The sequence below is a fragment of the Rhizobium sp. 007 genome (genome assembly GCF_015353075.1).
GTDB lineage: Bacteria > Pseudomonadota > Alphaproteobacteria > Rhizobiales > Rhizobiaceae > Rhizobium.
Genome location: NZ_CP064187.1, coordinates 1,166,801 through 1,191,833 on the forward strand (window position 1 = coordinate 1,166,801; position 25,033 = coordinate 1,191,833).

Below are 25,033 nucleotides of genomic sequence, written 5' to 3' on the forward strand. Positions count from 1 at the left end.
CCAATAAAACCTAAGCCTTGGCCAAGTGCCAAGGGCAAGATTTTACAAACTGCCAAACCTCGCCAGAGCCTCTTGCTACATCCTTCGCGCAACCAGACGAGCGGATAAAAAAATCCGGCCGCGTTGCCGCAGCCGGATTGTCGCTTCATGATCCTGGGTCGGCGTCTCAGAAGAAGCCGCGGCGTTGCCACCAGCCGGCTTTTTTTGGCTTGCCGTCATTGTCGGCCTCGGCGGGCTCGCTGCGCGTGGATTTGACCGTCGGGGTCGCCGAAGAGGAGATGTTCGATTCGCGGTTGGCGCGGACCGGCTTGGCTTCGTCCTCTGCCGGAGTCGCGAGATCGGCGTAGGCTTCGGCCGTTTCGGCTTCCGCAGGTACGGCTTCGGCAACCGGTTCTTCGACGGGAGACGCGGCGGCCTTGCGGCGGCTGCGGCCCTTGGCGGGCTTTGCTTCCGTGACAAATGCGCCGGACTCGACGGCTGCCATTGCCGGCTGGCCATCGGCGGCTTCTTCGGCAACGGCCTCGACGATCTCAGCCTGCGTTTCGGCCTCGGTGCCATCCCCGGCATCAGCGGCGTTTTCGTCGACGGCTTCCGCGCCGGCGCTCAGTTCTTCGCCTTCCTCGCGGTTGCGGCGGCCGCCACGTTTGCCGCGGCGCCGGCGTTTGCGGCGCTGGGATTCTTCGCTTTCAGCCCCCGTTTCGGAGGTTGCTGCGGCTGTATCATCGCCCTCGCTACCCTCCTCGTCGCCTTCATCCTCGTTGCCGGTTTCGCCGGAAACGGTCTCCTGGGCGGCGATCTGCTCACCGGCACCATTGCGGCCACGGCGGCGGCGGCGGCGCTTGCGCTTGCGGCCGCCTTCGCCATCACCTTCGGCGCGCGGCTGGGGCGCGCGCTCGGCGGCTGCGGGCTTTTCTTCAAGCTCCTCGTCTTCTTCCTCCTCCGTCTCGATGACGATATCTTCGTCGTCATCGTCAGGGATGGCTGCGAAGTTGAAGAGGGTTTCGATCTTGACCGGATTTTCGACCGGTTCGCCCCGATCGATCGCGAAATGTTGCGAGCCGACTGCGCTATCGGCATCGACGACAATTGCGACGCCGAAGCGGGTTTCATAATCGACGATCGACTGGCGCTTGTGGTTGAGCAGGTAGAGCGCGATTTCCGGCGTGGTGCGCACGGTGATGTCGTGCGTCGTATTCTTCAGCAGGTATTCCTCGACGCCGCGCAGCACATGCAGCGCGACGGAGGACTGCGAGCGCACATGGCCGGTACCGCCGCAATGCGAGCAGACCTGGGTCGTGGATTCAAGCACCGAAGCGCGGATGCGCTGGCGGGACATTTCGAGCAGGCCGAAATGCGAGATGCGGCCGACCTGGATGCGGGCACGGTCGTTCTTCAGGCATTCCTTCAGCTTCTTCTCGACGGCGCGGTTGTTGCGCTTTTCTTCCATGTCGATGAAGTCGATGACGATGAGACCGGCAAGGTCACGCAGGCGAAGCTGGCGGGCGACTTCATCGGCAGCCTCGAGATTCGTCTGGAGTGCGGTGTCCTCGATCGAATGTTCACGCGTCGAGCGGCCGGAGTTGACGTCGATCGAAACGAGCGCTTCCGTCTGGTTCATGATCAGGTAGCCGCCGGACTTCAGCGTCACCTGCGGCTGCAGCATGCGGTCGAGTTGCGCCTCGATGCCGGAGCGCGAGAAGATCGGATGGATGTCGCGGTAGGGCTGAACCACCTTGGCATGGCTCGGCATCAGCATCTTCATGAAGTCTTTCGCTTCACGATAGCCTTCCTCGCCGGAAACGATGATTTCGCTGATGTCCTTGTTGTAGAGGTCGCGGATCGAGCGCTTGATGAGCGAGCCTTCCTCGTAGACGAGGCAGGGCGCGGTGGATGCGAGCGTCAGCGTGCGGACGTTTTCCCACAGGCGCATCAGATATTCGAAGTCGCGCTTGACCTCGACCTTGGTGCGGTTGGCGCCGGCCGTGCGCAGGATGACGCCCATGCCCTGCGGGACTTCGAGCATCCGGGCGATTTCCTTGAGACGCTTGCGGTCCTGCGGATTGGTGATCTTCCGGGAAATGCCGCCGCCGCGAGCCGTGTTCGGCATCAGAACCGAGTAGCGGCCTGCGAGCGAGAGATAGGTGGTGAGCGCCGCGCCCTTGTTGCCGCGCTCTTCCTTGGCGACCTGCACAAGCAGGATCTGGCGGCGCTTGATGACTTCCTGAATGCGGTACTGCTTGCGCGGCTTGCGCTGTACGCGGTCCGGAACCTCTTCCATCGCGTCTTCGGCGCCGACGGATTCGATCACTTCCTCTTCATGGTCGTCGTCGTCATCGTCGTCATTGCCGCGGCGGCGGGAATCGACGTCTTCGGAGATCGAGTCGGTCTCGACAGCAGCAGCCATGCTGCCGCCGACGGGGCCTTCGTCATCATTGTCGACGACTGAGGCGGAAGGTGCTTCGACATCGGTCGGGATGGCATCTTCGGTTGCGGTGGTTTCGACGGCCTTCTTGCGGCTGCGGCGCGGCTTGGCCTTCTTTGCCGGCGCCTCTTCGGCGGCCGGAGCGCTTGCTTCAACCGGAGCGGCGTCTTCGGAAACCTCTTCGGCGGCCGGCTCTTTCTTCGGCACGATGCCGATGTCGGGCTGCTCCTGGGTCGACAGGTCGCTCACCGGCGCGGTTTCGACATGCTCGACATCGTCGTCTCGGCGGTGCTCCTCGGCCTCGGCGCGAAGCAGAGCCTGACGGTCGGCCAGCGGGATCTGGTAATAGTCCGGATGGATTTCGGCAAAGGCCAGGAAGCCGTGCCGGTTGCCGCCGTAATCGACGAAAGCGGCCTGCAGCGAGGGTTCGACCCTCGTTACTTTTGCGAGATAGATGTTGCCGCGTATCTGCTTCTTGTGCTGCGACTCGAAGTCAAATTCTTCTATACGGTTCCCGCGAACGACAACGACACGTGTCTCTTCCTCGTGAGACGCGTCGATAAGCATTTTGTCTGCCATGTAAGGTGTGCTCCTCGGCGCAGCCGCAGACGCGCATTCCCGCCTGTATTGATAACAGGGGGCATGCGGTCGAACGTGGGTGCGCCGGATAATGAAAGTCGCGCTTGGTTCGGGCGGGACAGCAGCAGCCAGGCAACAGCGGGGAAATCATTCTCCCGGGGCCTGTAGACTTTGGATAAAACCTGCTGCGAAACCATTATGACCAAGCGAGATCGACAATACTTAAGACCCCTTGGGGTCCGATGAGTTTGCTCCTCAGAGCGTTTGGTGGCTATCCACCGATGAAGTTTCCGCATACGCCGGAAAATTCAGGATCCAGTTTACCGTGGAGAGAAGCGCGTAAGACGGCGGACGATTGCCGGTTGTGGCGCCAGGTCCTCGTGGGGTTGGCAGCCGCGCGGCGACTCTATCCCGTCAACACTTTCTAACCTGAAAATCGTTGTATGGTTTCTCTGTCACAATAGCAAGGGAAAAGCCAAATGCGCCATAATATTGATGGATTTCGAAACGCATAGACAATGGGGAAATAACGGTCCTGATTCGGCGCGGCGTACAAGCGCTGAAAGCCGGGCGGTGCGTGTATTAGGCCGCAAGGTCCATTGCAATGACAGATAGGGTGTGCGGTCGATTGTTTAAGAGGGTGCGGCCCGCAGCGGGGGAATCCGGCAAGCGGAAGATGAGATTCGTAGGCGTGCTCGCAGCGGTGGCGGTTTCGCTCCAGGCCATCACCGCGCTTGCCGCCGATCCGAAGAAGCCCGAGGCGTTGCTTGCCTATGGCGCCCGCATCATCGGCGACGACGCTCGAACCCGCGTCGTCATCGATTTCGACCGGCAGCCGAGTTTTTCGGTCCACTATATCGCCAATCCCGAGCGCATCGTCGTCGATCTGCCGGCGACCGCTTTCGGATTCCAGGCCAAGGATCTGGCGGCGAGGGGGCTTTTCAAGGACATCCGCTACGGCACGATGGACGAAGGCAGCGCCCGCATCGTGCTGAGCGCCGTCAAGCCGGTGAAGCTGGCGACGGCCAAGGTGCAGGCGGACGAGGATGGCAGGGGCTACCGCCTCGTGCTCGATGCCGAGATGACCGGCAAGGAGGAGTTCACGGCCCTCGTCAAGGCGCAGTCCTGGAGCGATCCGGCAGACCGTCCGCAGCCGGCGAACGCAATGCCGGCGCCCGAGGCGGCAAAGCCCGGCGATTTCATCATCGCCGTCGACGCCGGCCATGGCGGCATCGATACCGGCGCGATCGGCGTCGATACCAAGACCGAGGAAAAGCAGGTGACGCTCGCCTTCGCCAAGGCGCTGACCGACCGGCTGAACCGCGAGCATGGCATCAAGGCGTTCCTCACCCGCAGCGAGGATGAATTCCTGTCGCTTGCCGAGCGCGTGCAGATCGCCAGGCAGAACCATGCTGGCCTCTTCATCTCGCTGCACGCCGATACGCTGAAGCAGAAGGATATCCGCGGCGCGACGGTTTATACGATCTCCGACAAGGCCTCCGACAAGCTTGCAGCCGATCTTGCCGAGCGCGAAAACCTGTCCGATCAGATCGCCGGCAAGGAAACCGCCGCCGAACCGCCGGAAGTGGCCGATATCCTGCTCGATCTGACGCGCCGCGAGACCCAGGCCTTCTCGATCTCGCTGGCCGAAAGCGTGCTCGGCTCCTTCAAGGATCAGATCAGTACGATCAACAATCCGCATCGGCATGCGGGCTTCCAGGTTCTGCGGGCGCCGGATGTGCCCTCGATCCTGCTCGAACTCGGCTTCCTCTCCAACGCGGAAGACGAAAAGCTGCTGCTCGACGAGAAATGGCGGGTGAAGATCGCCGAGCTGTTGACCGACGCCGTCAAGCGCTACCGCTCCTCCGTGGTTGCCAATGGCGGCTGAGGCCGTGGCTGAGATGTGACACCCGCGGCGAAAGCAAAGCGGAGCATGTGAATGGGGCAGGGGAGCCCTATTTTGCTCACATTCAGGCCGTTACTCGCCGCTATGTTTTCGACAGGCGGGTTGGACGGCTTGTCGCGATGGCGCTCATGGAGTAAGCCCGCGCGACGTGCAAATCGCCCGCTTAGATGCAAATATAGCGCCTGCGCCGATTGAAAATTTGGAATACCGGTAGCTCAATATGATCAGACTTCTTGGATATTTCTTCGGAATTGCTTGCGTCCTGTTTCTCGGCGCTGCTGCCGTCGTTGCCGTCTACCTGGCAAACGTCGCGAAGGATCTCCCCGATTACGCCGTCCTGAACAGCTATGCGCCGCCGGTTACCACCCGCGTGCATGCCGGAAACGGTGCGCTGATGGCCGAATATGCCAAGGAGAAGCGTCTTTTCCTGCCGATCCAGGCGATCCCGGATCGCGTCAAGGCGGCCTTCCTTTCGGCCGAAGACAAGAATTTCTATAACCATCCCGGCGTCGACTTGAGCGGCCTTGCGCGCGCCATCGTCGTCAACCTGCAGAATTTCGGCTCCGGCCGCCGTCCGGTGGGCGCCTCGACGATCACCCAGCAGGTGGCGAAGAACTTCCTCCTGACATCCGACCAGACGATCGACCGCAAGATCAAGGAAGCGATCCTCTCCTTCCGCATCGAGCAGGCCTACAGCAAGGACAAGATCCTCGAGCTCTATCTGAACGAGATCTTCTTCGGCCTGAATTCCTACGGCATCGCCGGTGCAGCACTCACCTACTTCAACAAGTCGGTCACCGAACTCACCGTTGCCGAAGCCGCCTATCTCGCCTCGCTGCCGAAGGGCCCGGCAAACTATCATCCCTTCCGCCATCCGGATGCCGCGGTGGAGCGCCGCAACTGGGTCATCGACCGCATGGTCGAAAACGGCTATGTGAGCCAGAGCGACGGGGCGGAAGCCAAGAAGCAGCTGCTCGGCGTGACCGCCCGCAGCAACGGCCCTTCGCTCTTTGCTTCGGATTACTTCGCCGAGGCTGTCCGCCGCCAGCTCATCGGCCAGTATGGCGAAAAGGCGCTTTACGAAGGCGGGCTTTCGGTCCGCACCTCGCTCGATCCGCAGATGCAGCTTGCCGCCCGCAAGGCGCTGCAGGACGGCCTGACGACCTACGACGAACGCCGCGGCTTCCATGGACCGCTGAAGTCGATCGACACCACTGCCGATTGGGGCAAGGCGCTCGCGGAAATCCCAGCACTCTCCGACGTGCCCGAATGGCGCCTCGCCGTCGTGCTTGCCGTTTCCACCGAAAGCGTCGACATCGGCCTCCAGCCCGCCAGGGACGGTGCGGGAAAGGCTGCCGCCGAGCGCGAGCATGGCACGATCGAGGCGAAGAACATGCAGTGGGCCTACCGCTCCTCGACCGGCGAGCGCAAAACGGCCAAGTCGCCGGAAGGCGTGCTTTCGCCGGGCGACGTCGTCTATGTCGAGCGGCTGGGGGGCGAAGGCTCGACCTCCTACCGTCTTCGCCAACCGCCGAAGGTTCAGGGCGGCCTCGTTGCCATGGACCCGAAGACCGGCCGCGTTCTTGCGATGGCAGGCGGTTTTTCCTATGGGCAATCGGAATTCAACCGCGCGACGCAGGCGATGCGCCAGCCGGGCTCTTCGTTCAAGCCGTTCGTCTATGCTGCGGCCATGGACAACGGCTACACGCCGGCTTCGGTGATCATGGACGCGCCGATTGAGGTCGTCTCCGGCGGCCAGGTCTGGAGGCCGGAAAACTACGGCGGTGAGTTCAACGGTCCGTCGACGCTGCGCTCCGGCATCGAGCACTCGCGCAACCTGATGACCGTGCGCCTTGCCAATGACCTCGGCATGAACATCGTTGCCGAATATGCCGAGCGCTTCGGCATCTACGACAAGATGCCGGCGCTGCTTGCCATGTCGCTCGGCTCCGGCGAGACTACCGTGTTGCGCATGGTTTCGGCCTATTCGGTGATCGCCAACGGCGGCAAGCAGATCAAGCCGACGCTGATCGACCGCATCCAGGACCGCTACGGCAAGACGATCTTCAGACATGAGGAACGCCTCTGCGACAGCTGCAATGCCGGCGACTGGCAGAACCAGGAAGAGCCGAACATCGTCGACAACCGCGAGCAGGTTCTCGACCCGATGACGGCCTATCAGATCACCTCGATGATGCAGGGCGTCATCACCCGTGGCACTGCGGCCGGCAAGATCGACCTCGGCGGGCGCGACGTGGCTGGCAAGACCGGCACCACCAACGACGAGAAGGACGCCTGGTTCGTAGGCTTCACGCCCGACCTCGTGGCTGGCCTCTACATGGGCTTCGACAATCCGGCGCCGCTTGGCCGCGGCGGTACGGGCGGCGGCCTCTCGGCCCCGATCTTCAACGAATTCATGCAGGCAGCCGTCAAGGACATGCCGGAATCGAAATTCGTCATCCCGCAGGGCATGAACCTCATCCCGATCGACCGCAAGACCGGCATGGCGGCGATGGAGGGCGATCCGAACACCATTATCGAGGCCTTCAAGCCCGGCACCGGCCCGGCCGACAGCTTGTCCGTCATCGGCATGGACAGCACCATGGCGCCGGAGGAAATCCTGAAGACCTCGCCGCAGGCCAACCAGGCCGTGCAGTCTGGCGCAGGCGGCCTCTACTGAACAATCCCCGCATGGATGCGACGGCGGCGGCTCTTTACATCCGCGGCCGCCGCAACTATTTGACGGACCAACTCAAGACCAACGCAAAAAGAAGCAGGAAAATGCGAGCGGAAATCGAAAACGTAGTCGATGAAACCAAGCAGGCTATCACCCTGCTGAGGAGGCATCTTTGACTGGGACCAGGCGATAAGACGGCTGGACTGGTTAAACAACAAGGCAGAGGACCCGAATCTCTGGAACGATGCTGCCGAAGCTCAGAAGCTGATGCGCGAGCGCCAGCAGCTCGATGACGGCATCAACGGCGTGAAGCAGCTCGAACAGCAGCTGAACGACCATGTCGAACTCATCGAGATGGGTGAGGAAGAGGGCGATGAAAGCATCGTCAAGGAGGCCGAGGACGCGCTGAAGAGCCTGAAGGCCGAGGCCGCGCGCCGCCAGGTGGAAGCCATGCTATCCGGCGAGGCCGATGCCAACGATACCTATCTCGAAGTGCATTCGGGCGCCGGCGGCACCGAAAGCCAGGACTGGGCAAACATGCTGCTTCGCATGTACACCCGCTGGGCCGAACGCCAGCGCTTCAAGGTCGAGCTTCTCGAAGTCCATGACGGGGAAGAGGCGGGCATCAAGTCCGCGACGCTGCTCGTCAAGGGACACAACGCCTATGGCTGGCTGAAGACGGAATCGGGCGTGCACCGGCTCGTGCGCATCTCGCCCTACGACAGCAATGCGCGCCGCCATACGTCCTTCTCGTCGATCTGGGTTTATCCGGTGGTCGATGACTCTATCAACATCGAGATCAACGAAAGCGACTGCCGCATCGACACCTACCGCTCGTCGGGCGCGGGCGGCCAGCACGTCAACACGACCGACTCGGCAGTGCGCATCACCCACATCCCGACGGGCATCGTCGTCGCCTGCCAGCAGGAGCGCTCACAGCACAAGAACCGAGCCAAGGCCTGGGACATGCTGCGCGCCCGCATGTATGAAGCGGAACTGAAGAAGCGCGAAGAGGCAGCAAGCGCCGAAGCGGCGTCCAAGACCGAGATCGGCTGGGGCCACCAGATCCGCTCCTACGTGCTGCAGCCCTATCAGCTGGTCAAGGACCTGCGCACCGGCGTTTCGAGCACGGCACCGGGCGACGTACTCGACGGCGACCTCAACGAGTTCATGGAAGCAGCGCTCGCGCACCGCATCAGCGGCAAGCCGGACGCTGTCCTCGAAGACGTTGATTGAGATTGGAGGGAGAACCGTCAGAGACGGTGAGCCTGACTTAAACGTGTGGCATCCGGCTTAGCGGCTAAATCCGCTTGCAGCAGGTGGTTGCAGGCGGCTTGGCGTGTGTGCCAAGCCTATGGCAAACGACATGATGTGCCGATGGAAAACACTGCCTTACCTCCCAGTCTAAGGGCGCTGCTATCTCGACACGAATGGAAGCAGGACGATCTGGGATGTTCGTCTGCGGACGTGTTCAGGCTCGCAGAAGGTGGCCGGACGCGGTTTTTCCTGAAAGGCGAAATTGCGGGTCCTTTTGCGGAATTGCCGTTGGAGGCGGAGCGTCTGCTGTGGCTTGCCGAGCAAGGACTGCAATGCCCCAGTGTCGTCGCCCTGGAAAGCCATGAGGGCAGAAACTGGCTGCTGCTGAGCGCGCTCGCGGGAAGTGACCTGGCTTCGTGCAAATTGACCACAGATAGGCAGCGCATCGAGATCCTGGCGGCCGCTTTGCGTCGATTGCACGAACTTGATCCGGAAACCTGCCCTTTCGACCACAGGCTGACAGCTCGTTTGAGGCTTGCCAAGGCGCGGATGGAAGCGGGGGCCGTAGACGAGAGTGATTTTGACGAAGAGCGGCAAAACGCAACCGCTGCGAGCCTTTTTGCATACCTGGAAGCCAACCAGCCTGACGTCACGGATCCCGTCGTTGCCCACGGCGACGCCTGTTTGCCGAACTTCATGACGCATGAAGGGCAATTCAGTGGATATGTCGATTGCGGCCGTCTGGGCGTTGCGGATCGATACCAGGATATTGCGTTGGCACTGCGAAGCATCCGATACAATGTCGGGGAAGCGTGGGTTCGGCATTTCCTCGATTGTTATGGGCTTTCCGGCATCAATGACGGGAAAGTCGCCTACTACATGGTGCTTGACGAGTTCTTTTAGTTCGCGCAAATCCCAGCGCTCGAGGCTTTCATGAGCTGGAAGGCATTCGTCAGCCCCGGTTTGCTTCAACCAGAACGACGGATTGGGATCTTGGTCAGATGCTCTGCCCTGATGTGGACAGGGATTTCAGGCAGATCGGACGCAATTCCGTTCAGTTCGATCAGATCGGAAAGTGCAGCGAGAGCCGTTTTCTCGAGCAATTCCAGCGTTTCAGCCTCTACTGGCAGTGCTTCCACGTCGTTGTCGATGCGAGCCAGACACTCGCGTCCTCATGCCACGCGGTGCGGACAAATATCGACAGCGCTTTGTAATCTCAGCGAGCTCGACTTCGAAAAACATGCGTCGTGCAGTTGCTGCGAACAGTTCGTCGCCTTCTCATTTCGCAACGGAGATCCATACTGCAGAAAGGCACACGGTGAGCGGCAGCGGCGGGCCACCGGCTGTTGCATAGTGACAACACCGGCCGATCTCTTTCCGTTGCCGGGTTGAATCGGTCGCGGTTGTCCGCGATGCTTGGGTTCTCATTGGTCCGATCCCGGGAGACTGACATGAAAGCGAACCTGTCCAACCAGAAAGGAAACATCGCCCACAAGGACATTTTGCTTCATGCACACTCTGTTTTCCCGCGCGAGGAAAAGCCCGCCGCGCCATAACCGCTTCCTGAAATTCTTCCGCGACTATCCGCGCAACGCCGACCGCGACCGGCGCCGCTTGCGCATGCGCAAGTTCCTCTCCTACTATCGCCCACACCTGCCTTTGCTGCTGGCGGATCTGCTCTGCGCAATCCTCGTCGCCGGTACGGCGGTGGCGCTGCCGCTCTGTGCCAACTTCGTCACAAGCCGCCTTCTGGCTCTGCCCAACATGCCGGAGGCCTACGAGCAGATCCTTGCCGTCGGCGCCTTCATGCTTGCCATCCTGGCGATCCAAAGCGTTGCCATCTTCTTCGTCGACTATCAGGGGCACGTGATGGGCGCCCGTATCGAGGCCGCCGTCCGGCAGGAGCTCTTCGAACACTGCCAGAAGCTCTCGTTCAGCTTCTACGACCGTCAACGCACTGGGCAGTTGATGAGCCGCATCACGAACGATTCCCTGTGGCTGGGCGAGCTCTTCCACCACGGCCCGGAGGACCTCTCCATCGCCGTACTCAAATATGGCGGCGCCATGCTGGTGCTGTTCTTCATCGATCCACCTTTGGCCAGCCTCATCCTGCTGCTCACGCCGGTGGCGGCGGCTTATGCGCTGCATTTCAACCGGCGCATGAACCGCGCACTCGAAGCGAGCAAGCGGCAGATCGCCGCCGTCAACGAACGCGTGGAGGACGCACTGGCGGGCATTCGCGTCGTCCAGTCCTTCGCCAACGAGGCGCTGGAGCAGGAGCGTTTTGCCAAGCTGAACCGGCGGTTCCTGCAAGGCCGCGCCGACGGCTACCGCAGCGAGGCCTGGTTTTCGGTGGGCACCGAAACTTTCGCACAGCTCATCACCATACTTGTCATCGTGATCGGGGGGCTGCGCATCCTGACGGCGGAGCTGTCCGTGGCGGACATCCTCACCTTTCTGCTCTGCGTGGCGGTGCTGGTCGATCCGATGCAGCGGCTCGCCAATTTCGTCCGCCTCTGGCAGGAGGGCTACACCGGCTTCGTTCGGGCCATGGAGATCCTGGAGATCGCACCGGACGTCTTCGACCGCCCGGCCGCCCATCCCATGCCAGCTCCAAGGGGTGAGATCAGTTTTTCCGACGTCGTCTTCGGCTACGAGTCCGATGGCCCCAAGGTGCTCGAGCGGCTCTCGCTTACCATTGCGCCGGGCGAGTTCGTGGCCTTGGTTGGTCCTTCAGGGGTGGGCAAGAGCACGCTTTGCGCGCTCATACCGCGCTTCTACGATGTGCAGGCCGGGGTGATCCGCATTGACGGTACCGACATTCGCGACGTGACGCTCTCGTCACTGCGGCGACATGTCGGGGTGGTGCAGCAGGACGTCTATCTCTTTGCCGGCACCGTGGCGGAGAATCTTCGCTACGGCCGGCCCGACGCGACCGATGCCGAGGTGGAGGCCGCCGCCCGTGCCGCCAACGCTCACGACTTCATCACGGCTCTGCCAAATGGCTACGCCACCGATATCGGCCAACGCGGTGTCAAGCTTTCGGGCGGCCAGCGGCAGCGCCTCACGATAGCGCGCGCTTTCCTCAAGGATCCGGCGATCCTGATCTTCGACGAGGCAACCAGCGCGCTCGACAACGAGAGCGAACGGGCGGTTCAGAAGGCGCTGCTCAATCTCGCGAACGGCCGAACCACCCTGGTCATCGCCCACCGTCTTTCCACCGTCCGCCACGCCGACCGCATCCTGGTGCTCACAGGCGATGGCATCATCGAACAGGGCACCCATAACGACCTCATGGCGCAGGAAGGCGTCTATGCCAACCTGCACAGCGTGCAGGCAAGCATTTGACCACTGGCCCGCCGCAACGGTGGCGGGCCAGCAGTCAAAAAGCGGGCAGAGCGCGGTTCAGGCCGTCTTAAGCCGACCTGTCTCCACGAGGCGAGGGACGCATGGCAAGGGCGCGGCCTTGGACGGCGATGGCGATTGCGACGGCGGTCAGAGCCGCCGCGACGGCGAAGGTGACCTGCATGCCGGTGGCAACGGCTTCGGGACGTGCCGTCGTGATATCGGCCGTCATCGCGGCAAAGGCGAACACGGCGCCCATGACGGAAGCGCCGGTGATGAGCCCGAGATTGCGCGACAGGCTGAGCAGGCCGGAAACGACGCCCCGCCGATCGGCGGGGATATCGGTCATGACGGCGGTGTTGTTGGCTGCCTGGAACAACTGATAACCAGGGGTCAGGACGGCGATGGCGGCAATGTAGCCGGCAACGCCGAACATTGCCGGAAGAACGGATAGGGCAACTGCACCGACGGCCATTTCGATGAGCCCGACGATGACCCCGAACGGCGCGCCCAAACGGTCGACGAGACGGCCAGCCGGCGCGCCGGTCAGCGCCGAGACAACCGGGCCAATCGACATGACCATTCCAACGAACGCCGCGTTGAGCCCGAGCGCACGGGAGAGATAGAACGGGCTCACCACCAGCGTCGCCATCATTATCGTCGAGACGAGGGCGTTCATGGCAAGGCTGGCGCTGAACTCCGAATTGCGGAATGCTGCCAATGGGATCAAAGGCGATGCCACTTTCGCCTCAGTGAAAATAAAGAGGACGATGCCGGTGAGTGCAGCCATCAGGAGCGTCGCATTCAGCGTGCCGAAATGGCCGCGCCCTATCGTCATGGCGAGAGTATAGGCGGTGAGCGCGCCTGCAAGCAGCAGCGTGCCCAGAGCGTCGAAGCCAGGGCGGTCCGTTTTCGGCGTATCGCGGTCGACGGGCAGGAAACGGTGGGCAAGAAAAAAGGCCAGCAGACCGAGCGGGATGTTGATGAGAAAGATTGCCCGCCAGCCGAGCCAGGCGATCGCAATGCCGCCAAGCGACGGACCGAGCGCGGTGCCGATTGCCGACATCGCTCCGAGCAGTCCGATGGCGCTGCCGGTTCTTTGCTTGGGGACCGTCTCGCCGACGAACGCCATCGTAAGCGCCATCAGGACGGCGGCGCCGAGGCCCTGCGCGGCCCGGGCGGCAATCAGCCACCAGAGCGAGGGTGCAAGGCCGCAGAGCGCCGAGGCGACAGTGAACACGACCAGCCCCGCCAGGAGAACCCGCCGGCGCCCGGCAATGTCGCCCAGCCGTCCGACGCCGACGATCAAGATCGTGATCGCCAGGAGGTAGGCAAGAATGATCCACTGCACCTGTTGGAATGGTGCGGCGAACACCTGAGCCAATGTCGGCAAGGCGACATTGGCAATGCTGGTGCCGAGCGAAGATAGCAGCATGGATAGGCAAAGGCCGGCAAGCGCCCATCGAACCGAAGTTGCCGGGGTTATGCCATCGTTGGTGGCGTCATCTGTGCAGGAGGTCATCGGCCCTTCCCCCTCAGGCTTCTACGAGGCTGTTGACGACCCGGCGCGCGAGCGGTGCGACCACGAAGACGACAGCGAAGGCTGCAGGAACAAATCGGACCGATATCATGAAGAGCTACTCCAGAATTGCGTTAGGAACAGAGATAGCTCGCGGCCAGATAGGGCGGAAGGTGCATCATATGCATCTCATTCGTGCGTTTGACGCCATGTCATCTGGCGCCGGCCGTGCTATGGTCGCTGCATGTCGCATCCCGATCTCAATCTGCTTATCACCCTTGATGTGCTTCTGAAGGAATGCAGCGTCGCCCGCGCCGCCAAAAGGCTGCGGCTAAGCCCGTCCGCGATGAGCCGCGCGCTGGCGCGATTGCGCGAGGCGACCGGCGATCCGCTGCTGGTTCGGGCCGGACGCGGCCTTGTTGCGACGCCGCGGGCGCTCGAGCTTCGCGAGCGCGCCGGCCAGCTCGTGCAGGACGCCGAAGCTGTTCTGCGTCCCGTCGAGACCCTCGACCTGACACGGCTTGTGCAGACATTCACGCTCAGAAACCAGGATGGCTTTGTCGAGAATTTCGGACCTGATCTCATTGCACGTGTCGGCGACCAGGCGCCGGGCGTGCAGTTGCGTTTCGTACCAAAGCCGGACAGGGACAGCGCGCCGCTGCGCGACGGCAGCGTTGACCTGGAAACGGGCGTCGTCGGAAAAGCCATGGGGCCGGAGGTGCGCGCGCAAGCGCTGTTCCGAGACCGCTTCGTCGGCGTTGTCCGGATGGGGCATCCGTTGTGCGAGGTTGCGATCACGCCTGCGGATTACGCTGCCGGCCGGCATATCCTCATCTCGCGGCGCGGGCTCGACAGGGGACCGATCGATGACGCGCTTGAGCCATTCGGCCTGAAACGGGAGATCGTAACGGTCGTTGGCGGCTTTTCGGAAGCTCTGGCTCTGGCGCGTGCCTCGGATCTGATCGCCAGCGTCCCCGAACGCTATACGGGAAACCTGCGTGACGGGATGTTCTCTTTCCCTCTGCCGGTTTCGCCGCCGGACATTACGATCTCGCTGTTGTGGCACCCGCGGACGGACCTCGATCCGGCGCATCGCTGGCTGCGCGAGTGCGTTCGGGAGGTTTGTGCGGGCAGGCCGCCGGTTCGAGCAGTCAGTTCGTCGCCTTCTCGATGGTGATCTCGCCGAATTCGTCGATCAGCACGGTCCAGCCCTCGGATTCGGCATTCGGATCGGTCTTCAGGTAGACCGTGGCGAAGAGGCCGGGCTGCTTGCCCATGCCCGTGGAACTTTCCGGACGGATATCGGTGACATAGGGTTTGAGCTGCGTGAACTCGTGCAGCTCGACGCTTGAGACGATTTCCGGGCCGCTGTCGGCCTGCGCGATCTGCTGCAGGTAGATTTTCGAAGTCTTGTCCGGCTGGCGGACGGAAAACAGCTTGTAATAGCCGCGGCGCGGCTGAGGTTCCACTTTTGCCGGATCGCTTGCTGCGCCCGGCGCACGCTCGATCGCGATATCCGCACGGCTTTCCTCCCAATAGCCGGTGCTGGTTGCAAAGATCACGGCGGGCGGAAGGATCGTGTCGGCTGGCGTAACAGCCTTCGCAAGGCCTGCCGGGCCGGTGATGAGCGCAGCGGCAAGAAGAGCGGTTCGAAGCTGCATGGCCTCAATCCTCGAATTGTTCGGCAAGAATGCGATCCGACCATGAGCGGTCCGGATCGGAAAGGATGCGCGCCGTCATGTGCTCCGACTGGGCGATGCGGATATGCAGCACGGATTTGACCTCGGCATTGTCGGCAACCGCATTCACGGGCCGCTTTTCGGCCTCGAGAATATGGATGTCGACCGTCACCTTGTTCGGCAGCAGCGCGCCGCGCCAGCGCCGCGGGCGGAAGGCGCTGACCGGCGTCATGGCAAGCAGCGGCGCTTCCAGCGGCAGGATCGGGCCGTGGGCCGAAAGATTATAGGCGGTGGAGCCCGCGGGCGTTGCCACCATGAGGCCGTCGCAGATCAGTTCCGCGAGACGCACATGCCCGTCGACCTCGACGCGCAGCTTGGCGGCCTGGTAGGACTGACGGAAGAGCGAGACTTCGTTGATGGCGAGTGCCGTGGAATTGGTGCCGTCGGCGTTGGCCGTCGTCATCTGCAGGGGATGGAAGGCATTCTCGACGGCCGCGCAGATGCGGTCCTGCAGTTTCTCGGTGCGATAGTCGTTCATCAGGAAACCGACAGAACCGCGGTTCATGCCATAGACGAGCTTGCCGGAATTCATCGTGCTGTGCAGCGTCTGCAGCATAAAGCCGTCGCCGCCGAGCGCCACGATGACATCGGCTTCCTCGGCGGGAACCTCCCCATAAAGGCGAATCAACTCTTCCCGCGCGGCAAGCGCCTCCGTTGCCGAGGAAGCGAGGAAACAAAGCGTCTGAAATGAACGGCCCATGTGATGCCCTTTATGATCTTCGCCTAGCTAAAGGATAAAGGGCTTATGCGACAAGGTATTTTGCGCGCAAGCAGACTCTGCCGCCTCCGCTGTGGGCTGCCGAAGAGGGGAGAGCGGCTGCTATTTCTGCTCTCGCGTGCCCGGCGCTGCTTCGCGCTGATCCCTGTCTTCCAGGCCGGTTTCGACGATGTAGACATCGCCGTGGAGGCGGGCCTGTTCCTTCAGGGCGGCCTGTTTCGCGCGTTCATCGGGCTCGATTTCCCCAAAAGGGCGGTCCCGCGCTATGTCCTCCGGCTTGATATCCAGCAAGGCCTCGTGCGGATGGCCCATTCCGGAAGCCAGCCCGCGCGCGGCCTGCAATTTGGCTTCCTCCCGACGCTCGGCAGCGGCCGCAGTGTCCGAGCAGCGTGCATCATCCGTGCCGGAATCAAAGCTCTTGTCCTGACCTGGCATGTCGATCTCCTACTGTGACTGGCTCCTACTGTGACTGGTCGATTGCGTGGGGAGCGGGCCGGCCGGGCGTTTCGGACGACTGGAAATAACCGGCGCTCTCGGCGGCAAGGACGGCCGCAAGCGCCAGCGCGATGGCGACCGCCCAAGCATACCGCCGGCTCATCGCGATGCCTCATGCGGCGGCTTCTCGTAGAGTTTCCGCACCTTGCGGTCCTGCGCGTCCTGCTCACTGCGCGAGAGCTTGCGGTTTGTGAGCATGCCGTAGGCGATCGCGCAGCCGAGAAGGAAGGCGCCGCCGGCGATAGCGAAGAGCCAAAGATACTCCGCAACCATGCTTCGATCCTCCTTGACGATTCGAACCGGTGGACGGCGGATTTGTTCCGTTGCGGCAACAGCAAGTCCGGAAGGGGACGGGCCGGTTGGGCCTGCGGCTGCAGATTTTCAGGAGACGGAAAGGCGGCCGTCAGGCGCTCCGGCGAAACGAAGCCGCGTACCGATCCGCTGCGCGTTCGATGCTGTCGAGGGTATTCATGAGATCGACCATATCGCAGGCCTCCGCCCACTGCATGCCGCAGATCGGGATACCGTCCAGGGCGGCTGGCTGCATTGTCATTCCGTCAACAACAAGCCAGCGATCATCGGCTTCATGCCGGAGATTATACCGTCGCATCACCGCTCTCCCGCGGCGACCATATCATATTTTAGCAAGAGCGCGAATACGCCTGGTCAGTCGGTGGATAGCGAATGCAGGGCCGTTCAGTGCACGGATTGCTCGGTATCGTCCAGAAACGAGCGAATGCCGTCGCGGGCGATTGTCGCCAGGAATTCGTCAAACGCCTCGCGGTCGGTCGCGAACGGTTCGTCCCAGCGGATGAGATCCTCCTCCTGCGTCACGACTTCCATCGACCAGTCCTCGTTGGAGCCGGCTGTCCGGAAGATATCGACGAGCACGGTAATGCCGTCCTCGGTGAATTCGCCGGCAAGTTCCGAGTATTCGAGTTTCGGTTTTTTGGGCATTCGATATCGCAATCCATAATTGTCATAGCGTACACGAGCGAGGTACTTTCACGTGCGCTTGGTAGATTTGTCAAGGAACCAGCCATTCAAAGCAACGCCGCGGTCCGGTTGCGCCGGGTTCCCTGGAAAGAGGGAACTCTCTTGGCCGCGTGTCGTTGTTCCCATGTCACCACCAGCCAATGGAGCGTCAAAATGAGCAAGACAGACGTCAAAAAGCTCGTGAAGCGGGCCGAGCGCCAGGTCGAAAACACCAGCGCCGGCGGCCATCTCGGCGGCACCTATTTCGGCCAGCAACCCGACGGAAAGACGGCATCCTCGACCAACAGCGAGGCGCGCAAGTCACGCTCGAACGACGGCAGCAACTGACGACGAGTATGGAAGCCTGCCCTCGGCAGACGATGCGATCGGGGCGTCCGGACTGCACGGGCGTGTGGCACCGTGCGCCAAAAAACTCGTGATGCAAATGGGCCTCCGGCAGGGTTCGAACCCCTGATCACAAATCAGGATGGAAAGCTTTATTCTACAGGTGCTTCTGTGCGTCATGCACAATTTGTGCGCCATCGCCGAAAATCGTCATGCACAATTTGTGCGCCATCGCCGAAAATAGAGCACGAAACCTGATCCATTAGATTGCGGTGCGTGTCGCTTGGAAACATGTGGCCTGAGCGGCTCATCGTGACGGCCAGTGAGGAGTGACCGGCGAACGTGTGGACAGTTCTTCGGCTGCATGCCGGCCTTCATCCATGGGCTGATCGCGAAGCGGCCGATTGCGTGCCAGTTGAAGCCTTCGTGCTCGGTTGCCTTGCGAGCAGCGGCCGGAACTCGCGCTTTAGAATGTTCTTGTGATCGAGGAATCCGCCCTTGGAATTCGGAAACACAAGGTCATCAGCTCGGAGCTCTTGGCCGCGTCTTTCCACTTTCGAAGCTCGGCCAGCATCGCCGACGACAACGGCACCTGCCGAATGCCTGCTACTGACTTCGTTGTGTCCTCATTCTTGTAGGCGTCGACAGGCTCACTCTCAACTGGCCGACGGTTCCTTTCTCGGCGCGCTTTGCGCGCCGGCCGGTGCGTGGCATGTTTCGATCCCGGCGCTTTGACCGCAGACCACCACAGCCCGCCCACCGGCCTCACCAGCCGGCGGGTTTTTCTTTACAGCCTCATCAAAAAAAGAGACCGCCCCGATCTGCGAGGCGGTCAACGCGGATTCGATATCCGCCGACCACGGTGAGAGAGGGGTGAGAGACACCGAAGTCGATAGCAGCTTGGCGCAGCTGATCGCCTCTATGGTTGGGGTGTTGAAGCGATAGCGCAACATACCAATGGACCGCGCCTCCCGACATTATACGTTGGTTGTCTCAAGCTAGACCCTTGGTATGCTGCGTCTTGTTTCTTATGCGCGATCCATGTTCCGACGAATCGCCGCTACCCTCGGGAAAAGCCCGGAAAACATGGTAATTCTGGTTAAATCATTGGCGCATGAAAAACCCGCCAACTAAGCGCGGGCTAGCATCAAGTCCATGATTTTATTAACTAATATATGGTGCCCCCGGCAGGGTTCGAACCCGCGACCCCCTGATTACAAATCAGGTGCTCTACCAACTGAGCTACAAGGGCAATGCGTGCCAACTAGCAGATTCTTCCGGTCTGTAAAGAAAAATCCGACCTGGGCGCGATTTCGTGATCGATCATAGACCCAATCCCTCTTCATCGTGAACCTCGCGGGATACCCCGGCGTTCAGGCCGGGGGGAACGCGAGAGCGGCCTTGGGCCGCTTCCCGCTGGGATTTGACATATTCGGCGATCACCGAGAGCGGTGCGCCGCCACAGCTTGCCGCAAAGGAGGACGGCGACCACAAAACGCCCTTGTGGTGGCGCCCGGTGATTTCCGGGCGGCTCTCGCGCAGACGTCGGCTGGATACGCCTTTGCGGCTGTTGACCAGCTTCGACAGGGCGATCTTCGGAGGGTCATGCACCCGCAGGGGAACATGATCGTCCTCGCCGTCGCATTCGATCAATTCGGCCTCGACGTCGCGACACAGCTTGGCGAAGATGCGCCGCAGGTCGCGGATTGCCGGTTCTGACAGAACGTCACGGCGGTATTTCGTGACAAAGACCAAATGACCATGGAGCATGTAGACGACATGCCTGCCGGTGCGATCCACGGTTGCGCTCCTTGGAGCAATTGATAGAATCGTAACATGATCCACCGCGCTTTCCGCTACAAGCTCGCTCCGACCGCCGAACAGGAAGTCCTGTTGCGGCAGTTCGCGGGGTTGTGCGGCTGGTCTATAATCTGGCGCTGGAGCAGCGCAGGGACTGGTGACCGGGAACCGCTTGAACGACATCGCCCAGGCGCGGGAATTGACCGCCCTGCGGGCCGCGTTCGACTGGATTGCCGCCGTGCATGTGACGCCCCAGCAGCAGGCCCTGCGCGATCTGGATAAGGCGTATGCCAACTTCTTCGCCGGGCGCGCAGGATATCCCTCGCCCCGCAAGAAGGGCGTGAACAGCGCCTTCCGCTTTCAGGGGCGGGAGATCGAGGTCAAGCGCCTGAACGGCAAGTGGTCCGCCGCGCGCCTTCCCAAGATCGGCTGGGTGAAGTTCCGCGACACGCGGCGCCTGCGTGGCAAGACCATGAATGTGACGGTGAGCCTGGCGGCGAACGGCTGGCACATCGCCTTCGCCTGCGAAATCGACCATGCCGTCCCGCAAAACGATTTGCCCGCCGTGGGGATCGACCGGGGCGTGGCGAACACGCTGACGCTTTCGACCGGGGAGCATTGGTGGATGCCTGCCGGCCTTGCGGAGATCGAGCGCAGGAAGCGCCGGGCCCAGCGCGTTCTGGCGCGGCGCAAGCGCGGGTCGCGCCGCCACGCCAAGGCCCGCCGCCGCGTTGCAGCCTTGCAGGCCCGTGCTGCCCGCATCCGGCAGGATTGGCGGCACAAGGCCAGTCTTGATATCGCCCGTCGCTTCGCAACGGTCGTGCTGGAAGACCTCGCCACGCGCAACATGACGCGCAGCGCCAGGGGAACCGTGGACGCGCCCGGAACCAACGTCTGCCAGAAGGCGGGCCTGAACCGGGCGATCCTCGAACAAGGCTGGCACGGCTTTGAAACCGTGTTGGCCTACAAGCTCGAAGAACGGGGCGGATACCTGTGCAAGGTCGATCCCCGCCACACCTCGCAGACCTGTTCGGCCTGCGCAGCCGTGGACAGGGAAAGCCGCGAAAGCCAAGCGTCTTTCCGCTGTTGCCAATGCGGCTTGCGCGCCCATGCCGACCACAATGCTGCAATCAACATCCTGCGTCGGAACACGGCGTCTATGATCGTGGAGGAAGGGCAGCGGCTCTCCGTTGAAGCGATAACGATCGGCGGAGCTTCGCGCCCCCTCGGAAATCCCCCGCTTTCAAGCGGGGGAAGATGTTAATTCATGAACAAAAGCTGAAGTAGCGATTCAGGAGGCGTTCAGGGCAGGAGGCGCAGATTTCGCTCACCTTCATCAAGGAGATGAGCCATGAGAATTGCCCGTTTTGCCATTGCAGCGCTTCTGTCGCTCGGATCGGCCGTCGTTGCCGTCGAGCCCGTGGTTGCCGCTCCCGTATATGCACCTGTTGCGTCCGTCGATAAGAGCGACGTCGTGAAGGTGCACTACCGTGATCATCGCCGCCATGGGCGCCATTCGTGGCGGCATGAACGCCGTTACTGGCGCCATCATCCGTATGCCTATGAGCGCCGCCACTACCGGCCCTGGCGCGCCGAACGCAGGTGGAGGGAACGTCATTACTGGCGTCATCATCAGCGGCCGCACTACTTGTATTTCCGCATCGACCTATGATCGCCCGCTGGCTTGCTGATGCCGGCTCTCAAAAGGGCGGCATCGTCAAGATACCGAGAATGGGGCTGCTGGAGCAGCCGTCGATCAGCAAACGCGATGCCGCCGGTGCGATTCCCGGCGGCTATTGCGCCGGTGGTGTCGGTGTGGGTACCGGCGTCACAGGCGCCAGAGGATCCGGCTGGCGCGTCGGCTGGGTGGGATCGACCCATATGATGCTGAGAATGATGGCGACGAAGACTGCGATGAACAGGATGCCGAACAGGAGGGGCCGGATTGCCATGCCGGGTATTTTCCTTCTCTCTTGCTGTTGCGCTGCGCTCCGGCGAACCTTAGGCCCACCATTCGTTCATTTTGAGACGTCCGCTTATTTCTTCAGATGAAGCCGGGCGGCATACATCGCGATCGCAGCCGCATTCGAGACGTTCAGCGATTTGATCGCGCCCGGCATGTCGAGCCGCGCAAGCGCGCTGACGGTCTCGCGCGTCTTCTGCCTGAGACCCTTGCCTTCGGAGCCGAGGACGAGCGCAACCTTGTCGCCTGAGAACGTGCCTTCGATCGGCGCCGGTCCTTCGGAATCGAGGCCGATCGAGAAGAAGCCGAGCCGGTGCAATTCACCAAGCGCGTCGGCAAGATTGGTGATCTGTATATAAGGAATGAGTTCCAGCGCGCCGGAAGCCGATTTCGCAAGCACGCCCGATTCGGTCGGGCTGTGTCTTTGCGTGGTGATAACGGCGCCTGCATTGAAGGCGACGGCCGAGCGCATGATGGCGCCGACATTGTGCGGATCGGTGACCTGGTCGAGCACGAGGAGCAGCGGGCTGTCCTTCAGCGCCTCCAGGCGCCGGACGGGCAGCGGGCGGGTCTCCAGCATCACGCCCTGGTGGATCGCATCGGGGCCGAGCACCTTGTCGATATCCTGCGGCGAGACGATCTCGACGGGAATGCCGAGCTGCCCGGCGTCGATTTCGAGGCGGGTGAGGGCATTCTGCGTCACCGTCAGCTTGACGTTTTTCCGCTCGGGATTTTCGATTGCGGCGCGCACGGTATGCAGGCCGTAGAGATAGACCTGGTCGGCCGTAAGCGCCGGCGCCTTCCAATCCTCGCCGCCGCGTTTGCGCTTCTGCGGAGGCGGCGTCGGAATTTCGCCGCGCTCGCGCTTGGCATCGCGGTGGGCACGCCGCAGAGTGGCGTAGTGCGTATCCTTGGGGGACTTGTCGGTTGCGGGCTTGCCGCCGGATTTGTTGTCTTTGCTCATGCGGCTTTATAACGGCGGTGCTTCACCGCGCATAGGGTTTCTTTGCCGGCGGCGGCTTTCAACAGGCGATGAAATTTTTCGTGTTTTTTCTATTGTCTTCATGTTGACATGGGCAAATGCTCCGGTCATATACGCGGCGCAGATCGAGGGGCGGTAACGCTCCTGGGTCTTCGAGCTTGGTTACGATCCAGACGAAAAACTGGAGAGATGCCCGAGTGGTTAAAGGGGACGGACTGTAAATCCGTTGGCTCAGCCTACGTTGGTTCAAATCCAACTCTCTCCACCATTCGTCACTTGGATCGCACCACCCCGCGGGTATAGCTCAATGGTAGAGCAGCAGCCTTCCAAGCTGAATACGCGGGTTCGATTCCCGCTACCCGCTCCAAGCCTTTCAATTCTTCGGCAATGCCGCGCATTGCGCGCGCTTTTTTTTTGGCGCCGTGCCTTCGAGGGCGCAAAATTTCTGTTTGAATGACGCGGATACTGCTGCTTAACTGGCCTCCATTGAGAGGTGCCATGCGAAACGTGATTTTGGCCGCTGCATTTTTGCTTCCATCGGTCGCCCTTGCCGCCGAGGCCGTGGAAGTCAGGGCTCGCGATCTCAGCTGTGGCGAACTCGCGCAGTTCATCCGGCAAAACAAAACGGTATTTGTCCGAATCGGCATCGGCGGCCGCAGCTTCCGCTATCCGCCGGCGCGCTGCAGGCTGGGGGACAAGCACTCGACGACCAGTTTGCGGGATGCCGGTGGAAAGCTCTGCGTCCTCGATTATGCCTGCGTCTACGATCCAGAATCTTTTTATAACAAGATCCCGAATTAGGGCTGGAGCTAAGCCACACGACCAGCCGCCAAGGCTCGCAGCGCTCGCGCTCGTTTGGGAGCTCGCGGGACCTGGACAGCTTGAACGACGTGCCTGCGCGATCACGCATTCGATACCGCTACCCGCTCCAGATTTTCCCCTTGGTTTCAACGATTTTCGCCAGGTTCGGGGCGAATCGTCTTGCTCGGCGCGAATTGTCTCCCATATGCGCTTGCAAGCCAAGAATGGCGTTCGCAATTAGGTCTTGCGCAATCCCGCCGAAAGCCTTAAACGGCGGCACTAAACCGGCTCGCCGGGGTCACCCATTTCGTTCACAGGAAGCATTCAAATGGCAAAGAGTAAGTTTGAGCGCAACAAGCCGCACGTTAACATCGGCACGATCGGCCACGTTGACCACGGCAAGACGTCTCTGACGGCGGCGATCACGAAGTACTTCGGCGAGTTCAAGGCGTATGACCAGATCGACGCTGCGCCGGAAGAAAAGGCTCGCGGCATCACGATTTCGACGGCGCATGTCGAGTATGAGACGGCTGCCCGCCACTACGCGCACGTCGACTGCCCCGGCCACGCCGACTACGTCAAGAACATGATCACCGGTGCCGCACAGATGGACGGCGCGATCCTGGTGTGCTCGGCTGCCGACGGCCCGATGCCGCAGACCCGCGAACACATCCTGCTCGCCCGCCAGGTGGGCGTTCCGGCAATCGTCGTGTTCCTGAACAAGGTCGACCAGGTCGACGACGCCGAGCTTCTCGAGCTCGTCGAGCTGGAAGTGCGCGAACTGCTGTCGTCCTACGACTTCCCGGGCGACGACATCCCGGTCGTCAAGGGTTCGGCGCTGGCTGCTCTTGAAGATTCCGACAAGAAGATTGGCGAAGATGCGATCCGCGAGCTGATGGCCCAGGTCGACGCCTACATCCCGACGCCTGAGCGTCCGATCGACCAGCCGTTCCTGATGCCGATCGAAGACGTGTTCTCGATCTCGGGCCGCGGTACGGTCGTGACCGGCCGCGTCGAGCGCGGTATCGTCAAGGTTGGCGAAGAAGTCGAGATCGTCGGCATCCGCCCGACCTCGAAGACGACGGTGACCGGCGTTGAAATGTTCCGCAAGCTGCTCGACCAGGGCCAGGCCGGCGACAACATCGGCGCACTGATCCGCGGCGTGAACCGCGACGGCGTCGAGCGTGGCCAGATCCTGTGCAAGCCGGGTTCGGTGAAGCCGCACAAGAAGTTCAAGGCTGAAGCCTACATCCTGACGAAGGAAGAAGGCGGCCGTCATACGCCGTTCTTCACCAACTACCGTCCGCAGTTCTACTTCCGCACGACGGACGTGACGGGCATCGTGACGCTGCCGGAAGGCACGGAAATGGTGATGCCGGGCGACAACGTCACGGTTGACGTCGAGCTGATCGTGCCGATCGCCATGGAAGAAAAGCTGCGCTTCGCCATCCGCGAAGGCGGCCGTACCGTCGGCGCCGGTATCGTTGCATCGATCGTAGAGTAATCTTCG

Annotated in this window: 24 protein-coding genes, 3 tRNA genes and 1 pseudogene; 13 read left to right on the forward strand and 15 right to left on the reverse strand. The window is 61.8% G+C overall.

The features are described from left to right. Nucleotides 1-166: 166 nt before the first annotated feature. Nucleotides 167-3,001 (reverse strand): ribonuclease E/G, encoded by a 2,835-nt coding sequence (locus tag ISN39_RS05755; protein WP_194729437.1) that lies wholly within the window; start codon nucleotides 2,999-3,001, stop codon nucleotides 167-169. Nucleotides 3,002-3,629: 628 nt separating this feature from the next. Between ISN39_RS05755 and ISN39_RS05760 the strand changes: the two genes are divergently transcribed. The 4 genes from ISN39_RS05760 to ISN39_RS05775 all read left to right on the forward strand — a co-directional run bounded on the left by ISN39_RS05760 (nucleotide 3,630) and on the right by ISN39_RS05775 (nucleotide 9,744). Beyond that, nucleotides 3,630-4,889, forward strand: coding sequence for an N-acetylmuramoyl-L-alanine amidase (locus ISN39_RS05760; RefSeq protein WP_194729438.1), 1,260 nt, complete (start codon nucleotides 3,630-3,632; stop codon nucleotides 4,887-4,889). Between the two features lie 238 nt (nucleotides 4,890-5,127). Then, nucleotides 5,128-7,587 carry a penicillin-binding protein 1A gene (locus tag ISN39_RS05765; RefSeq protein WP_194729439.1) on the forward strand — a complete coding sequence of 820 codons (2,460 nt, stop codon included), beginning with the start codon at nucleotides 5,128-5,130 and terminating at the stop codon, nucleotides 7,585-7,587. A gap of 101 nt (nucleotides 7,588-7,688) precedes the next feature. Next, nucleotides 7,689-8,820, forward strand: a protein-coding gene (gene prfB / locus ISN39_RS05770) for a peptide chain release factor 2 (RefSeq protein ID WP_132552188.1) whose coding sequence is annotated in 2 segments (ribosomal slippage) — nucleotides 7,689-7,757 and nucleotides 7,759-8,820 — 1,131 coding nt in all. Because the reading frame shifts where the segments join, the coding sequence is not laid out codon by codon here. 141 nt (nucleotides 8,821-8,961) lie between these two features. Further along, nucleotides 8,962-9,744: an APH(3') family aminoglycoside O-phosphotransferase gene (locus tag ISN39_RS05775; RefSeq protein WP_194730113.1), complete on the forward strand. Its 783-nt coding sequence runs from the start codon at nucleotides 8,962-8,964 to the stop codon at nucleotides 9,742-9,744. 65 nt (nucleotides 9,745-9,809) lie between these two features. On the opposite strand, the gene ISN39_RS05780 is transcribed toward ISN39_RS05775, so the two are convergent. Beyond that, nucleotides 9,810-9,980 (reverse strand): hypothetical protein, encoded by a 171-nt coding sequence (locus ISN39_RS05780; protein ID WP_246763280.1) that lies wholly within the window; start codon nucleotides 9,978-9,980, stop codon nucleotides 9,810-9,812. A 370-nt stretch (nucleotides 9,981-10,350) separates the two neighbouring features. On the opposite strand from ISN39_RS05780, the gene ISN39_RS05785 reads away from it, so the two are divergent. Then, nucleotides 10,351-12,189, forward strand: a complete 1,839-nt coding sequence (locus ISN39_RS05785; RefSeq protein WP_194729440.1) for an ABC transporter ATP-binding protein — start codon at nucleotides 10,351-10,353, stop codon at nucleotides 12,187-12,189. A 67-nt stretch (nucleotides 12,190-12,256) separates the two neighbouring features. Here ISN39_RS05785 and ISN39_RS05790 read toward each other — a convergent pair whose 3' ends face one another. Then, a complete protein-coding gene (locus ISN39_RS05790) occupies nucleotides 12,257-13,708 on the reverse strand; it encodes an MFS transporter (RefSeq protein WP_194729441.1) in 1,452 nt (483 codons plus the stop codon). Between the two features lie 241 nt (nucleotides 13,709-13,949). On the opposite strand from ISN39_RS05790, the gene ISN39_RS05795 reads away from it, so the two are divergent. Beyond that, nucleotides 13,950-14,882 carry a LysR family transcriptional regulator gene (locus tag ISN39_RS05795; RefSeq protein ID WP_194729442.1) on the forward strand — a complete coding sequence of 311 codons (933 nt, stop codon included), beginning with the start codon at nucleotides 13,950-13,952 and terminating at the stop codon, nucleotides 14,880-14,882. On the opposite strand, the gene ISN39_RS05800 is transcribed toward ISN39_RS05795, so the two are convergent. The 7 genes from ISN39_RS05800 to ISN39_RS05830 all read right to left on the reverse strand — a co-directional run bounded on the left by ISN39_RS05800 (nucleotide 14,857) and on the right by ISN39_RS05830 (nucleotide 17,614). Beyond that, on the reverse strand, nucleotides 14,857-15,366 hold the full coding sequence (locus ISN39_RS05800) for a hypothetical protein (RefSeq protein ID WP_074067517.1): 510 nt from the start codon (nucleotides 15,364-15,366) through the stop codon (nucleotides 14,857-14,859). The two genes, ISN39_RS05795 and ISN39_RS05800, sit on opposite strands and share 26 nt — an antisense overlap. A gap of 4 nt (nucleotides 15,367-15,370) precedes the next feature. Beyond that, nucleotides 15,371-16,144: an NAD kinase gene (locus tag ISN39_RS05805; protein WP_074067519.1), complete on the reverse strand. Its 774-nt coding sequence runs from the start codon at nucleotides 16,142-16,144 to the stop codon at nucleotides 15,371-15,373. Nucleotides 16,145-16,264: 120 nt separating this feature from the next. Further along, nucleotides 16,265-16,597 carry a hypothetical protein gene (locus ISN39_RS05810; protein WP_194729443.1) on the reverse strand — a complete coding sequence of 111 codons (333 nt, stop codon included), beginning with the start codon at nucleotides 16,595-16,597 and terminating at the stop codon, nucleotides 16,265-16,267. Between the two features lie 25 nt (nucleotides 16,598-16,622). Beyond that, a complete protein-coding gene (locus ISN39_RS05815) occupies nucleotides 16,623-16,760 on the reverse strand; it encodes a hypothetical protein (protein ID WP_156886386.1) in 138 nt (45 codons plus the stop codon). Further along, complete coding sequence (locus tag ISN39_RS05820) at nucleotides 16,757-16,930, reverse strand: hypothetical protein (protein ID WP_194729444.1); 174 nt, start codon at nucleotides 16,928-16,930, stop codon at nucleotides 16,757-16,759. Before ISN39_RS05820 ends, ISN39_RS05815 begins: the two co-directional genes overlap by 4 nt. Before the next feature lie 130 nt (nucleotides 16,931-17,060). Next, nucleotides 17,061-17,267: a hypothetical protein gene (locus tag ISN39_RS05825; protein ID WP_022714900.1), complete on the reverse strand. Its 207-nt coding sequence runs from the start codon at nucleotides 17,265-17,267 to the stop codon at nucleotides 17,061-17,063. 86 nt (nucleotides 17,268-17,353) lie between these two features. After that, the gene (locus ISN39_RS05830) at nucleotides 17,354-17,614 is read right to left on the reverse strand and encodes a hypothetical protein (RefSeq protein ID WP_074067521.1); all 261 of its coding nucleotides are present in this window, start codon (nucleotides 17,612-17,614) and stop codon (nucleotides 17,354-17,356) included. Between the two features lie 192 nt (nucleotides 17,615-17,806). Here ISN39_RS05830 and ISN39_RS05835 point away from each other — a divergent pair, with 192 nt between their 5' ends. Then, on the forward strand, nucleotides 17,807-17,980 hold the full coding sequence (locus ISN39_RS05835) for a hypothetical protein (protein WP_022714902.1): 174 nt from the start codon (nucleotides 17,807-17,809) through the stop codon (nucleotides 17,978-17,980). A gap of 653 nt (nucleotides 17,981-18,633) precedes the next feature. Here the strand turns inward: ISN39_RS05835 and ISN39_RS05840 are convergent. The 3 genes and pseudogenes from ISN39_RS05840 to tnpA form a co-directional block, all read right to left on the reverse strand. Then, nucleotides 18,634-18,930, reverse strand: coding sequence for a hypothetical protein (locus tag ISN39_RS05840; protein WP_194729445.1), 297 nt, complete (start codon nucleotides 18,928-18,930; stop codon nucleotides 18,634-18,636). A 223-nt stretch (nucleotides 18,931-19,153) separates the two neighbouring features. Continuing rightward, nucleotides 19,154-19,229, reverse strand: a tRNA-Thr gene (locus ISN39_RS05845). A gap of 161 nt (nucleotides 19,230-19,390) precedes the next feature. Continuing rightward, a pseudogene (gene tnpA, locus ISN39_RS05850) lies at nucleotides 19,391-19,777 on the reverse strand (IS200/IS605 family transposase); the annotation flags it as partial. A gap of 157 nt (nucleotides 19,778-19,934) precedes the next feature. Here tnpA and ISN39_RS05855 point away from each other — a divergent pair. Then, nucleotides 19,935-21,041 carry a transposase gene (locus ISN39_RS05855; protein ID WP_246763281.1) on the forward strand — a complete coding sequence of 369 codons (1,107 nt, stop codon included), beginning with the start codon at nucleotides 19,935-19,937 and terminating at the stop codon, nucleotides 21,039-21,041. An 87-nt stretch (nucleotides 21,042-21,128) separates the two neighbouring features. Beyond that, on the forward strand, nucleotides 21,129-21,449 hold the full coding sequence (locus ISN39_RS05860) for a hypothetical protein (RefSeq protein ID WP_194729446.1): 321 nt from the start codon (nucleotides 21,129-21,131) through the stop codon (nucleotides 21,447-21,449). A gap of 121 nt (nucleotides 21,450-21,570) precedes the next feature. Here ISN39_RS05860 and ISN39_RS05865 read toward each other — a convergent pair whose 3' ends face one another. Continuing rightward, the gene (locus ISN39_RS05865; protein ID WP_167377864.1) at nucleotides 21,571-21,729 is read right to left on the reverse strand and encodes a hypothetical protein; all 159 of its coding nucleotides are present in this window, start codon (nucleotides 21,727-21,729) and stop codon (nucleotides 21,571-21,573) included. Between the two features lie 84 nt (nucleotides 21,730-21,813). Then, complete coding sequence (rlmB, locus tag ISN39_RS05870; protein WP_194729447.1) at nucleotides 21,814-22,704, reverse strand: 23S rRNA (guanosine(2251)-2'-O)-methyltransferase RlmB; 891 nt, start codon at nucleotides 22,702-22,704, stop codon at nucleotides 21,814-21,816. Between the two features lie 201 nt (nucleotides 22,705-22,905). Between rlmB and ISN39_RS05875 the strand changes: the two genes are divergently transcribed. The 4 genes from ISN39_RS05875 (at nucleotide 22,906) to tuf (ending at nucleotide 25,027) form a co-directional block, all read left to right on the forward strand. Then, a tRNA-Tyr gene (locus ISN39_RS05875) sits at nucleotides 22,906-22,990 on the forward strand. A gap of 25 nt (nucleotides 22,991-23,015) precedes the next feature. Beyond that, a tRNA-Gly gene (locus tag ISN39_RS05880) sits at nucleotides 23,016-23,089 on the forward strand. Between the two features lie 131 nt (nucleotides 23,090-23,220). Further along, nucleotides 23,221-23,523 carry a hypothetical protein gene (locus ISN39_RS05885; protein WP_074067585.1) on the forward strand — a complete coding sequence of 101 codons (303 nt, stop codon included), beginning with the start codon at nucleotides 23,221-23,223 and terminating at the stop codon, nucleotides 23,521-23,523. Between the two features lie 328 nt (nucleotides 23,524-23,851). Next, nucleotides 23,852-25,027, forward strand: a complete 1,176-nt coding sequence (gene tuf, locus ISN39_RS05890) for an elongation factor Tu (protein WP_074067586.1) — start codon at nucleotides 23,852-23,854, stop codon at nucleotides 25,025-25,027. The last annotated feature ends 6 nt before the right edge of the window (nucleotides 25,028-25,033 follow it).

Bases quoted from the DNA above. Each gene is read 5' to 3' on its own strand.
- ISN39_RS05755 (WP_194729437.1), bottom strand. From the start codon at position 3,001: ATGGCAGACAAAATGCTTATCGACGCGTCTCACGAGGAAGAGACACGT.
- ISN39_RS05765 (WP_194729439.1), top strand. From the start codon at position 5,128: ATGATCAGACTTCTTGGATATTTCTTCGGAATTGCTTGCGTCCTGTTT.
- ISN39_RS05775 (WP_194730113.1), top strand. From the start codon at position 8,962: ATGGAAAACACTGCCTTACCTCCCAGTCTAAGGGCGCTGCTATCTCGA.
- ISN39_RS05785 (WP_194729440.1), top strand. From the start codon at position 10,351: ATGCACACTCTGTTTTCCCGCGCGAGGAAAAGCCCGCCGCGCCATAAC.
- ISN39_RS05790 (WP_194729441.1), bottom strand. From the start codon at position 13,708: ATGACCTCCTGCACAGATGACGCCACCAACGATGGCATAACCCCGGCA.
- ISN39_RS05795 (WP_194729442.1), top strand. From the start codon at position 13,950: ATGTCGCATCCCGATCTCAATCTGCTTATCACCCTTGATGTGCTTCTG.
- ISN39_RS05800 (WP_074067517.1), bottom strand. From the start codon at position 15,366: ATGCAGCTTCGAACCGCTCTTCTTGCCGCTGCGCTCATCACCGGCCCG.
- ISN39_RS05805 (WP_074067519.1), bottom strand. From the start codon at position 16,144: ATGGGCCGTTCATTTCAGACGCTTTGTTTCCTCGCTTCCTCGGCAACG.
- ISN39_RS05810 (WP_194729443.1), bottom strand. From the start codon at position 16,597: ATGCCAGGTCAGGACAAGAGCTTTGATTCCGGCACGGATGATGCACGC.
- ISN39_RS05815 (WP_156886386.1), bottom strand. From the start codon at position 16,760: ATGAGCCGGCGGTATGCTTGGGCGGTCGCCATCGCGCTGGCGCTTGCG.
- ISN39_RS05820 (WP_194729444.1), bottom strand. From the start codon at position 16,930: ATGGTTGCGGAGTATCTTTGGCTCTTCGCTATCGCCGGCGGCGCCTTC.
- ISN39_RS05825 (WP_022714900.1), bottom strand. From the start codon at position 17,267: ATGCGACGGTATAATCTCCGGCATGAAGCCGATGATCGCTGGCTTGTT.
- ISN39_RS05830 (WP_074067521.1), bottom strand. From the start codon at position 17,614: ATGCCCAAAAAACCGAAACTCGAATACTCGGAACTTGCCGGCGAATTC.
- ISN39_RS05835 (WP_022714902.1), top strand. From the start codon at position 17,807: ATGAGCAAGACAGACGTCAAAAAGCTCGTGAAGCGGGCCGAGCGCCAG.
- ISN39_RS05840 (WP_194729445.1), bottom strand. From the start codon at position 18,930: ATGTTGCGCTATCGCTTCAACACCCCAACCATAGAGGCGATCAGCTGC.
- ISN39_RS05860 (WP_194729446.1), top strand. From the start codon at position 21,129: ATGAGAATTGCCCGTTTTGCCATTGCAGCGCTTCTGTCGCTCGGATCG.
- ISN39_RS05865 (WP_167377864.1), bottom strand. From the start codon at position 21,729: ATGGCAATCCGGCCCCTCCTGTTCGGCATCCTGTTCATCGCAGTCTTC.
- rlmB (WP_194729447.1), bottom strand. From the start codon at position 22,704: ATGAGCAAAGACAACAAATCCGGCGGCAAGCCCGCAACCGACAAGTCC.
- ISN39_RS05885 (WP_074067585.1), top strand. From the start codon at position 23,221: ATGCGAAACGTGATTTTGGCCGCTGCATTTTTGCTTCCATCGGTCGCC.
- tuf (WP_074067586.1), top strand. From the start codon at position 23,852: ATGGCAAAGAGTAAGTTTGAGCGCAACAAGCCGCACGTTAACATCGGC.